The following is an 11,229-nucleotide window of genomic DNA, read 5'->3' on the forward strand; positions in this document are numbered from 1 at the left end:
CTATCCTCTAGCCTGCTGTCTTCTGGACTTGATAATCCGGCTTTTGAACCTGATGCTGTTGATTCTGAACTTGCAGCTTCTGGATTTTCTTGATTTCTTTGGCATCGGGATCAATGGCTTCCACCCCTTTGAACAACCGTTCGTAGTTATTCCACAGAATACGGATCGTCATTAACGTAAAAGCGATCGGCAGGATCATGTAGAAATACTTCATCGGAATGCCCGTGGTTTGTGACTTCCAGAACAGGTTCATCTTGTTAAAGACAAAGTCGTAACTGAGGTAAACAAAATAGCCGTTGAATAACACCCAAAGCAGATCGGCGATGGTTTCGCACACGGTTTTAACAATCGGAGGAAAGAACTTAAAGTGAAAGCTCACCCGGTTATGTGCAGACATCTTTGCAGCGACGACTGCCCCTAAATAGGCAAACCAAACGAACATGTATGTAGCGACTTCATCACCCCAAGGAATCGAGTATTGGAAAAACTGGCGCAATAAGATCTGCGCAAATAGCAATAGAACGAACAAAGCTAATAATAAGCAGCAGGTGTATTCTTCAATATTATTCAGGTGCTTTTTTATAGTATGGATAACAGACATAAAGCCTCCGGCGTATCCCTGATACTTATTCTTGGTGTTCATCAGGGGAAAATGGACTCATGCTTTACGTTAATGCTTATAAAGGTCGGAGCACCATGTAAAGCATGAGTAATGATGTCGCTGAATTAACGTCCTAATAGCTTCAACGTATCATCTAGTTTTTCTTTGCCGCCGATACTGGTGTAGAACTTAGGCCAAACGGTCTTGGTCACTTTTTCTATCCACTCTTTCTCGCCATTGGCCGGATCGGTGAATACCATCCCTTTAGACTCTAGATCTTTGCGGATCTTATCTTCTGTATCCTGCAAGTAGGTGAAACTGTGCTCAGTGGCCTCCTTGCCTGCCGCCAGAATATTGGCCTGCATTTCTGGGGATTGTTGTTGGAATACCGATTCGCTCACGATAAGAGGTTCAAGCGAGAAGATGTAGCGAATATTGGTGACATATTTCTGGACTTCATCGAATTTCATCGCATAGACAGTGATATACGGATTATCCTGTCCATCGACGACACCCTGCTGAAGGCCGGTGAATGTCTCTGACCACGCCATCGGTGTTGGATTCACCCCCCATGCCTGATAAGAGGCAATCATGATTTCATTTCGTGGAACACGAATTACCAGCCCCTTGAGATCTTCCGGTGAGGCAACAGGACGCTTTGAGTTGGTCAGTACCCGGAAGCCTGAATAGGCCCAACCGATAATTCTGACGCCGGCATCACGAATGGTGTTATCTACCAACTCCTGGCCCACTTCCCCCTGAGTCAGCAATTTCGCTTCATCGGCACTTTGAATCACATAAGGCATAGTGAGCAGGCCAACCGTCGGGGAAAAAGGTGTCACGTTATTAATTGCCAGAATAGAAAAGTCCAACAAACCAATGGCTGCATTGTTGACCGTATCTTGTTCATTACCCAATTGACCATTTGGGAATAAATCGACTTTCACTTCCCCATTGGTTTTTTCATCCAGTATTTGACTAAATGTTGTACCTAATTCCCACTGAGTACCACCAGCCGCATCACCGATAGCCATTTTAAAGTTTTTTGCAAATACACCGGATGATGCAAATGCCATAGAGACAGCAGCAATTAGACTAACCATTTTCTTTTTCTGGAATTTCATAGTCGTGACCTTTTATTTTGTTTCGCATTATTCGCGTTATAGATAAAGGTGACCACGGTACAACGTACTGAGACATCCTGGTCGTGTTGTGTCTTTGTTGTATTGCAAGTAATTCAACTATTTTGCATAGCTTGAAAGGGGTTAAAGCACTTCGTCTTTAAGGTGGTACCATCGATATAAGAACCGCTGTCCAAAGCGCCTGAATGGAGCAAAAGCTTCGGACTCAAGCATCTCCTGAATATTGGGAAATGGCAATTTAGACTGAAAAATAGGTAGGTTAAGATCTTTACCTTCACCGGCAATCCATTGCGCCAAACGCTTACCCGCCTGCGCAGAATACATCACACCATTGCCACCGTAACCCAATGCGTAATATATCGATTGGTTTGCGTTCGGCTGATAGATCCTAGGCATCATATCGTGGCTGACATCCACCCATCCCCACCAGGAATAATCGACTTGGATGTTTGCCAAAGCTGGAAACTTTCTCGCCAAATCTGCTTTCAGCATATCTTCATATATTTTTTCGGGTGCCGCTTTGCCGGTAATCGCACTACGTGTTCCAATTTGAACCCGGTTATCAGGTAGTAAGCGGTAGTAGTGGCGTAACACACGTGTATCAGTAATGACCTGATTGGTTCGGAAGTTACACGCTGCTATCTCTGACTCAGTCAGTGGGCGTGTGACCATAGAGTTCGACAATATAGGTAATAAACGGTTTTTTAATTGGCTATGTAAACCTTGCGAGGTATACCCCCCCGTTGCCACTCCGACCGCCCTTGCTTTCACTATACCGCCAGGGGTTTTTAGGTAGTGAATACCATTGCGTGTTTCCCAACCAATAACCGGACTTGCTGGATGAACCGTCGCCCCCAATGCCCGGGCTTTCTTTAGGTAACCGAAAGCCAGTTTACCTGCATGGATTCCAATCCCTTCTGGCTCATGCATTGCGCCAGCGGCTTCCTGATCACCGACAAGCTGCTTTTTCACAGTATCAGCATCAAGGATTTGCGCGTCATAGTTGAAGGTTTGACGCAGTAACTTTGCTTCTTTTTCCAGCGTAGGCATCACCTTAGCACGATGAGCAACATACAAGTGACCACCGGACTGAGGTTCACAGTCGATATCCTTAATCAGACCCTTGAATGTTTCCATACCATCCAAACATTCTTCGTGCATACGAATTGCGGTATCTAAACCCCAGCGCTGTATCCACTGGGAGCGTTTTAAACGCCCGGATGCACATTGCGCCTGCCCACCATTACGCGTACTGCACCCCCAGCTAGCACGGTTGGCCTCAAGGACAGTCGCCTTGATACCGTACTGCTCTGCTAGGTGGATAGCGGTCGATAAGCCGGTGTAGCCTGAGCCAATAATCGCCACATCGACATCAACATCACTGAGGATCGGACCATCGTCTGCTGGCGGCTCCCCCGCTGTTCCAACCCAATAAGTAGGGGCATATTCTGTACCATGGCCCGGTGTATTGGCGACCAATGGATCATAGGCAGGATCGTATTTCTCTTTTGCCGTTGTTGTTTGTTGTGCTTGCTTATTGCTTGATTTTTCAAGTACTACCCTTTCTTTCTCTACTGTTGAATCCATTTCAAGCTCCTTGGCCATGCTTAATGTCAGAAAGTTAAACTTAGGAACTTAATTGGAATTAAAGAAAGAAGGACGATCTTTGCGGAAGGCATTTTTTACTTGGATTTTGCCATCAACAAGGGTGAAAACATCAACCATGCGCGCTTCGATACGGCTGCCATCTGGCTTAGTGGCGCAGAATGTAGATTCGGATACTGCACGGTCACCGCTGACGAAGTGAACACCGTCAAGCCAAGCTGCATCAGGAAAGTTCTTCCAGACCTGCTGAAAGCTCTCTCTTACCGCGTCTCTGCCGTTGAAAGTATTACCTTGAAGCTCAGGGCCTGCAGCTGTATGGAACGTACAATCGTCTGTCACAAATGTCATCAGGGCATCAATATCATGGTTATTCCATGCTTGGCTGAATGCTTGTAAAAATTCGATGCTGACTTCATCGCGTTGCTTTTCTACAGACTGAGTATTCATTCTTATATCCTTATCGTTTAAAACATGAAACAGACAATTTCACCAGCCACAATGTTAAATTTTGGTTAACATATACCCGTGCTAACATACCGTCAAATCATATTCTCAAATTCGAGACTTGGCGTTAGCTGGTTAATCTTCAACGAATAATTTCAATTTTTCGCTTTTAGTTAACACACAAAAAATAACAAATCATTAACCTAAAGCTAGTTGTCGACCTTATCTCAGTCAACGTTAAATTCGAAAAATTGAGATGTTTTATTTCAAAAATCAATAATTGTGAGTTACATCAACAATCAGTGTCAGCGATCAATCAAAATCAAAGTCACTGGTATAGGTATGGCGATATTGCTGGAACCCACCTTTGACATCCCTCTGGTTCAGAGCATGAAGGGAATCATCCAAGGCATCACTTTTTTGGTAATCAAACAAATTGGTTTCAAGCAGGGAGTCGGTGGAACTCCCTCCACCAACAGCGTTCTCTTTACTTTCAACGGGAGCTTGTTCGAAAAGCTTATTGATATGCAGGCATAATCCCGTTAGGTCGGGGTAAATCAATTGTTCATTAATTCCGCATTTATCCAACTCCAACAGCAGGTTTTCTTTTACTTCGGAGAAAATAGGGATCTCATATAACTCATCACTTTCACCCGCTTCTATTTCAAACGGCGTGAAACGCTTGTTGGTATTTTGATTATTCACCGAAGGGTGCAAGCTGTACCAATTGCTTTGCGCCTTAACCCTTGCGTATTCAACAGGTGGTTGAAAGACCTTTGTCTCAGTAATTTCATACGGGTCCCCAGCCATACCTTGCTGTTTTCTCGCATTAGCTTTCAACACATAAACATGGGGCTGGTTACCTGGTGATTGGCAGGCAAACCACAGTGCAACCAAAGGGTTACTCGTCCAGTCAAGAAGTCTGGTCTTTAACCCATGATGGTGGGCTTCAGACATAATATGCCAGTAGTCGTTTTTTTGAATCCTGAGTTTATTATTTCCCAAGCGATAGAAACAATCGAGCATGTCTTTCTCTTGGCCATTCGTGGAGATATTTTCAGCCCCCCGTGCGATGGAAGGAAGCAGTGATTTTCGTTTATTTGGCTGCCCCCTGAATAAGAGAAGCTCTCCATCTTGTGTTATTTCATCAATAAGCGTGAGGTATTTGGTAACAGAGCCAATATAAGGCAGAGAATTCATTTTCTTTCTCCATATTTAAAAAATCATTCGACCCAGATACACAACAACTAACATGTATGCGGCAATAAACAGTGCATTCCCCATTAACAGCGCAATAGGTTTCCAGCCTAATTCAGACAGTTTTTCAAATGAGGTTTTTACCCCTAGAGCCGCTATTGAGATAACCAAACACCACTTGGAAATATCTGAACTCATTTCAACGGCAACAGGCGGTATCCATCCAAGACTGTTGACAATAACTAGCCCGATAAATACCAATAAGAAAAATGGAACCAATGGCTGATTGCCTGCTTTATCACTGCCACTCGCCTGCCTTGCTGAGCGGAACCAAAAGGCAAACACCACCACGACCGGCATTAACATTGCGACCCTAAACATCTTAGCTAGCGTTGCAGAGTCCCCAACTTCTGGTGAAATCATAAATCCAGCCCCTACGACCTGGGCAACATCGTGAATAGATCCACCGAGAAAAAGTCCAGCTTCTGAGCGGCTTAGTTCAAGTACAGAGACCACCAGCGGATAAAGCACCATAGCGATAGTTGAAAACGCTGCCACGCCAATGGCCGTTAACAAGGTGTAATGCTCATTTTCCCGGTTCTGTGGCAAGGTCGAAGAGATTGCCATTGCAGCCGAAATCCCACATATCCCCGTAGCACCGCCCGATAAAATCCCGAGCATCGACGGCAAACGAAGTAGTTTCGCCAACATCAAACTAAAGCCAATCGTCAGCACTACGGCACCTGCCAACGCTGTCACTCCAAGTGCGCCAATAGCGTGTACATCACTGATGGCAATTCGAACGCCTAGCAATGCCACCCCCACTCGTACCAACTTCTTTGCCGACACATCAATACCTGGCTGGCATTTAGGGTTATCTGATAAAAAGTGGAACGAGATACCAATTAACAGCGCGTAGAGAAAGGTAGGTCCTCCATATTGGGCCGAGACAAACGATGCAGCAGCAGCAATCACAACGCACAGCAATAAACCTGGAACAAACTCATTCAAACCGGACAGCAAAGGCTTTGGAAGTTTTAACGCACGTTCGGTCATGTAGCACCTCCACGTCAGGTATAAAGTAAGCCCAACTCCTACTGCTGGTCAGGCTCCAAATTGACTCGCAATTACACGTAGTCTTTATACTTGTCGAGGAAACGCACAGGCTTCGATAGTGCGTCGCGGCGGAACGGGTCGCCCAGTTCTTGGGTACACATAATTTCGATAATGGTGGTCTTGCCTTCATTCATCTGCATATCGATAGCTTTTTGCAGGGCTGGGCCAACATCTTCCAGACGGTCTACCGTGATACCTTCCGCGCCCATGGCACGTCCGATTTCCGCAAAGCTCTGATTATCCAGTTCACCAGCAACAAAGCGGCGGTTGTAGAAATCAACTTGGTTCTTTTTCTCTGCTCCCCACTGGCGGTTGTGGAAGACTACTGCCGTCACCGGAATGTTATGGCGTACACAAGTCATGGTTTCCATCAAACTCATTCCCCATGCACCATCACCGGCATAAGAAATGGCAGGACGATGCGGCGCAGCAACTTTGGCCCCAATAATGGTTGGGAAGGCGTAGCCGCAGTTACCAAAACTCATGGCCGCAAAGAAACTACGAGGCTTTTCAAAGCGCAAGTAACTATTAGCAATCGAGTTGATATTGCCGATATCGGTCGACACCATCACATCTTCAGGCATGGCTTTTTCAAGCTCACGCAGTACCTGACGCGGGTGCAGGTATTCGCCGCCGGAGAATGGTTTTTCCTGCGCATTTTGCTCAATCATATCCAAGCTGAATGGGTCACGCTCATGGGTCCACTCATCGAGCTCTTTCTCCCAAATTTCTTTCTCTGCTTGAACCTTGTTGAAACGCTCATCTTTGGTCGCATCACATGCTAGGCTTCTGCCTTCAAGGCGCTCTGCCAGTGCAACGGCTGATGCCTTGGCATCTCCACAAATACCAACAGAGATCTTCTTCACCAAACCAAGCATCTTGTGGTCAGCATCGATTTGAATAATCTTGGCGTCTTTCGGCCAGTACTCCATGCCATGCTGCGGTAAGGTACCAAATGGGCCAAGTCGTGAACCCAGAGCAATCACCACATCCGCCTGAGAGATCAACTTCATGGCCGCTTTTGAACCTTGATAGCCCAGAGGACCACACCATAGAGGATGGCTTGCTGGGAACGAGTCATTATGCAAGTAACTGTTCACCACTGGTGCGCCAAGTCGCTCAGCCAGTGCTTTACACTCTTCAACGGCATCGGCCATTACCACACCACCACCAGAGATAATGACTGGGAATTTGGCTTCAGCAAGAAGATCAGCGGCGTCATTTAGGCTCTGATCACCACCTGGCCCACGGTCAAGACGGGCAGGTTTTGGAATTTCACAATTGATTTCACCATAGAAGTAGTCACGCGGGATGTTTAGCTGGGTTGGCCCCATCTCGCTCATAGCACGGTCAAAACAGCGTCCAGTATATTCCGCCATCCGTGAAGGATGTGTCACATGACCTTGGTACTTAGTGAACTCTTGGAACATCGGTAATTGATTACATTCTTGGAACCCACCTAACCCCATTGTCGTCGTGCCTGTTTCCGGCGTCACAATAACAACCGGACTGTGCGCCCAATAAGCTGCTGCAATTGCGGTTACACAGTTACTGATGCCCGGTCCGTTCTGACCGATAACCACACCGTGGTTACCCGACACACGCGAAAAACCATCTGCCATATGAGCCGCACCCTGCTCATGCACCACAGGGATCAATCGAATACCGGCTGGCGCGAAGATGTCCATCGCATCCATAAAGGCTGAGCCCATAATGCCGAACATATCTGTCACCCCATTGGCAACCATAGTTTCAACAAAGGCTTCTGATGGAGTCATTTTTGTTGGGCCAGTTACAACTGTACGTGCATCTTGTTCGCTCATTCTTTGTATCTCCTTGATGATGGACATTCCAATTTAATGAAACATTTTGTCTCGATATCTCGAATTAATGTAAACACTAGACGCTCGCAATTTAACCGTCAACAAAAAAATTAACAATTGATACGATTTATTCCATTTTTTGATACAGGAGCATCAATTTCATCATTAGGAGGTTTCGAAATGTCTTATCGTGGCAAACAATGAGATGCCAATACGTAGAGATAAAGGAAGTGATATGGTGGATTTTGCGATAACCAAACCCGATATGATGGTTTCTGTCAGGGAAGTATTTGGAATCGAAACCGATTTGCGCGTACCTGCTTTTAGCACCCGTGATGATCATGTACCGGAAATTGATCACGCCTATCGATTTAACCCCGAAGTCACTCTGGCGATTTTGGCCGGTTTTGCCCAAGACCGCAGAACCATGATCCAAGGCATGCACGGAACGGGAAAATCAACCCACATCGAACAGGTAGCAGCGCGACTCAATTGGCCTTGTGTCAGAGTTAATTTAGATGGTCACCTAAGCCGGTTGGATTTGGTCGGCAAAGATACCATTGTGATCAGGGATGGTAAGCAAGTTACCGAATTCCAAGAAGGGATTGTTCCTTGGTCGCTGCAACGCCCCGTCGCACTTATCTTCGATGAATACGATGCTGGAAGGCCCGATGTCATGTTCGTGATCCAAAGGATCTTGGAAAGAGATGGTAAGTTCACTTTACTCGACCAAAACAAAGTCATTTACCCGCACAGCGCCTTTCGGTTATTCGCTACCTCCAATACCGTTGGTCTCGGCAACCTCTCCGGCCTGTACCACGGCACCCAAACCCTAAACCACGCCCAAATTGACCGTTGGAATATCGTCGCCACACTCAATTACCTACCTCCTGAAGAAGAAGCTGCCATTGTCTTATCTCGCGTGCCCGGTAAAGACAGTGAGAGTGGAAGAAAATTAATCAACCAGATGGTTACTATGGCTGGCCTTACCCGAAAAGGTTTCGCTGCTGGCGATCTCTCTACCTTGATGTCACCTCGTACTGTTATCACTTGGGCAGAGAACTGTGAAATTTTTAACAGTCCAGCCCTCGCCTTCCGTTTGTCGTTTCTCAATAAATGTGATGATTTCGAACGCCCTATCATCGGCGAATATTATCAGCGCTGTTTCAATCAAGAACTCGATGAGTCTTGGCTCGTTCATGCAGGAGCCTCACAATGAAACCTGCCCCGTCAACTAATCAACGAGAACGACAGAAACACCAGCAATTGCTGGAGGCCTCTGGCAGAGCATTGAGTGAGGAATTAGCGCTTCATTATCGCGGGGAGTCTCTCTATGTCGATAATGAACATATTCCCGTTTACGCCGCCCACCTTCGCAATGCCAATGAATTTGCTCATAGCAACAATAAAGAACAACGCGGCAAGATCGATGCGATTTCACTACGTTTACGCTATTCAGATTCAAATCTCCATAATCAATTAATACCTGACGATCCCATCACACGACTCCTCTTCGAAGCCTTAGAGCAATTAAGATGCGAAAGTTACTTGTGTGAGGATCATATAAGGGAAAACCTACCCGGTCTTTGCGCCAATATTGAGCATAACTTCGTCGAATGGTCGAGGCAGTTTTATCATTCCGGTTTAGCGGATACCCATATCGGCCTATTGTTGTTTACCGTAGTGCAGATTGTCCGCTCGCGGCTACATGCCCGGGCTATCGATGAGTCATTAGAAGATTTCATCGAAGCTACACGAGCAGGTATTGCTCCGATAATAGGTGGGGATTTAGCCGGTTTAAGACGACATCGCCGTAACCAACAAGCCTACGCTCATCATGCCATTTCTCTAGGTTCAGCTATTAGCAAAATGATCGAAGCTGAGCAAAGTCAAACGGATCCGACAGATGAATCACAACTCGATAAGGCAAAATCTGCGCTATCTTTTTTGCTCAATTTCGATCAGGGTGAAGAAATACCGATGGCGATTGCACAAAGTGGCCACAGCAAGGTGTTTAATAACAGTCTCGGCACTTACCGGGTCTTTACTACCCAATACGATCGCGAAGTACATGCATCGAAACTGGTTCGTAAAGCATTACTCGCTACTTTACGTGAAGAACTTGATGAGCGTATCCAGCAACAAGGGATAAATATCAAACAGCTATCAAGGCAACTTTCAGCCTTGCTGTCTTCTCCCCAGCGTGACGGTTGGCAATATGGCGAAGAAGACGGGTATATTGACGGCAGGCGTCTCAGCCAGTTAGTCAGTTCCCCCAATGAAAACCGCATCTTTTGTCACGAATACTATCGCCCTATGCCAAATAGTATTGTCAGCTTTCTCATCGACTGCTCAGGGTCAATGCGAGAACACATAAACTCTATCGCTATGTTGATAGATACCATGGTCAAAGCACTCGGCCATGCCGGTATCAGCAGTGAGGTCTTGGGGTTTACCACAAACAGTTGGAACGGCGGCAAAGCGTATACTGACTGGCTCAAGCAAAGAAAACCAGATTCTCCCGGCCGATTGAATGAAAGTTGCCACCTCATATTTAAACCAGCAGAAAGCCATTGGCGGCATACCCGCAGGGATATCGCTGCACTTTTGAAAGCAGATTTATTCAGAGAAGGAATAGATGGCGAAGCCGTATTATGGGCTTGCAAGCGGCTAACCCAACGAGAAGAGCCCAGAAAACTGCTGTTTGTAATATCCGATGGCTGCCCTATGGATACCGCCACCAACCTCGCTAACGACAAGTATTATTTGGACAACCACCTCAAACAAGTTGTAGCCCAATATCATGCAAACCGAGAGGTCGAAATTATAGGGCTAGGTGTAGGGTTGGATCTCAGCCCCTATTACCGACAGAGTCTGTCTTTGGACTTTAATGAATCGTCGATTCAACACAACATTAATGAGATTATTGCGCTGCTATCGAGAACAGGAGGTAGCCCAAGATAGTTAAAATGATTTTGAGGGTAGTATAAAGCCGCTTCTAACTCATTAATACCTACAAATGTGTTTTAGCGGTAGTTCTCAAGGTGGTATTGACTAATCAGTTTTAACAATCGCCTTCAAATTATATCTGTCATTAATTCCAATCAGTAGAACTACGCTTCTTTATTTACGATTTAATTACTTTGAAACCTTTATAATCTACATCATTATTTTAGAGTATTTAATAACGTTTCACTCCCACTACCAACATATTTCATGCAGCTATTAATAAACTGTTATGGAAAATGCTAATACCAATTAATATCAACAACATAGATAAAGCAAATTATTGCATTGCGCA

Annotated in this window: 9 protein-coding genes; 2 read left to right on the forward strand and 7 right to left on the reverse strand. The window is 45.7% G+C overall.

The genetic code is table 11. The features are described from left to right. Nucleotides 1–7 precede the first annotated feature (7 nt). The 7 genes from C9J01_RS04155 to xsc form a co-directional block, all read right to left on the reverse strand. Nucleotides 8–601, reverse strand: a complete 594-nt coding sequence (locus tag C9J01_RS04155; protein ID WP_107296824.1) for a TRAP transporter small permease — start codon at nucleotides 599–601, stop codon at nucleotides 8–10. 125 nt (nucleotides 602–726) lie between these two features. Next, complete coding sequence (locus C9J01_RS04160) at nucleotides 727–1,704, reverse strand: TRAP transporter substrate-binding protein (RefSeq protein ID WP_419686441.1); 978 nt, start codon at nucleotides 1,702–1,704, stop codon at nucleotides 727–729. 162 nt (nucleotides 1,705–1,866) lie between these two features. Further along, on the reverse strand, nucleotides 1,867–3,330 hold the full coding sequence (locus C9J01_RS04165) for an NAD(P)/FAD-dependent oxidoreductase (protein WP_107296826.1): 1,464 nt from the start codon (nucleotides 3,328–3,330) through the stop codon (nucleotides 1,867–1,869). 48 nt (nucleotides 3,331–3,378) lie between these two features. Further along, entirely contained in the window at nucleotides 3,379–3,795 is a 417-nt protein-coding gene (locus C9J01_RS04170) for a nuclear transport factor 2 family protein (protein ID WP_107296827.1), read from the reverse strand. 309 nt (nucleotides 3,796–4,104) lie between these two features. After that, nucleotides 4,105–4,992 (reverse strand): FRG domain-containing protein, encoded by an 888-nt coding sequence (locus C9J01_RS04175; protein ID WP_107296828.1) that lies wholly within the window; start codon nucleotides 4,990–4,992, stop codon nucleotides 4,105–4,107. 15 nt (nucleotides 4,993–5,007) lie between these two features. Beyond that, nucleotides 5,008–6,045, reverse strand: coding sequence for a YeiH family protein (locus C9J01_RS04180; protein WP_107296829.1), 1,038 nt, complete (start codon nucleotides 6,043–6,045; stop codon nucleotides 5,008–5,010). A 71-nt stretch (nucleotides 6,046–6,116) separates the two neighbouring features. Next, nucleotides 6,117–7,928 carry a sulfoacetaldehyde acetyltransferase gene (gene xsc, locus C9J01_RS04185; protein WP_107296830.1) on the reverse strand — a complete coding sequence of 604 codons (1,812 nt, stop codon included), beginning with the start codon at nucleotides 7,926–7,928 and terminating at the stop codon, nucleotides 6,117–6,119. Between the two features lie 235 nt (nucleotides 7,929–8,163). Here xsc and C9J01_RS04190 point away from each other — a divergent pair, with 235 nt between their 5' ends. Both C9J01_RS04190 and C9J01_RS04195 read left to right on the forward strand, forming a co-directional pair. Then, complete coding sequence (locus tag C9J01_RS04190; protein WP_107296831.1) at nucleotides 8,164–9,147, forward strand: AAA family ATPase; 984 nt, start codon at nucleotides 8,164–8,166, stop codon at nucleotides 9,145–9,147. Then, nucleotides 9,144–10,892 (forward strand): cobaltochelatase CobT-related protein, encoded by a 1,749-nt coding sequence (locus C9J01_RS04195; protein ID WP_107296832.1) that lies wholly within the window; start codon nucleotides 9,144–9,146, stop codon nucleotides 10,890–10,892. Before C9J01_RS04190 ends, C9J01_RS04195 begins: the two co-directional genes overlap by 4 nt. The last annotated feature ends 337 nt before the right edge of the window (nucleotides 10,893–11,229 follow it).

The sequence above is a fragment of the Photobacterium rosenbergii genome, assembly GCF_003026455.1.
Lineage (GTDB): Bacteria > Pseudomonadota > Gammaproteobacteria > Enterobacterales > Vibrionaceae > Photobacterium > Photobacterium rosenbergii.

Excerpts from the sequence above, each read along its gene's own strand:
- C9J01_RS04155 (WP_107296824.1), bottom strand. The coding sequence starts at position 601 with ATGTCTGTTATCCATACTATAAAAAAGCACCTGAATAATATTGAAGAA.
- C9J01_RS04175 (WP_107296828.1), bottom strand. The coding sequence starts at position 4,992 with ATGAATTCTCTGCCTTATATTGGCTCTGTTACCAAATACCTCACGCTT.
- C9J01_RS04190 (WP_107296831.1), top strand. The coding sequence starts at position 8,164 with ATGGTGGATTTTGCGATAACCAAACCCGATATGATGGTTTCTGTCAGG.
- xsc (WP_107296830.1), bottom strand. The coding sequence starts at position 7,928 with ATGAGCGAACAAGATGCACGTACAGTTGTAACTGGCCCAACAAAAATG.
- C9J01_RS04160 (WP_419686441.1), bottom strand. The coding sequence starts at position 1,704 with ATGGTTAGTCTAATTGCTGCTGTCTCTATGGCATTTGCATCATCCGGT.
- C9J01_RS04195 (WP_107296832.1), top strand. The coding sequence starts at position 9,144 with ATGAAACCTGCCCCGTCAACTAATCAACGAGAACGACAGAAACACCAG.
- C9J01_RS04170 (WP_107296827.1), bottom strand. The coding sequence starts at position 3,795 with ATGAATACTCAGTCTGTAGAAAAGCAACGCGATGAAGTCAGCATCGAA.
- C9J01_RS04180 (WP_107296829.1), bottom strand. The coding sequence starts at position 6,045 with ATGACCGAACGTGCGTTAAAACTTCCAAAGCCTTTGCTGTCCGGTTTG.
- C9J01_RS04165 (WP_107296826.1), bottom strand. The coding sequence starts at position 3,330 with ATGGATTCAACAGTAGAGAAAGAAAGGGTAGTACTTGAAAAATCAAGC.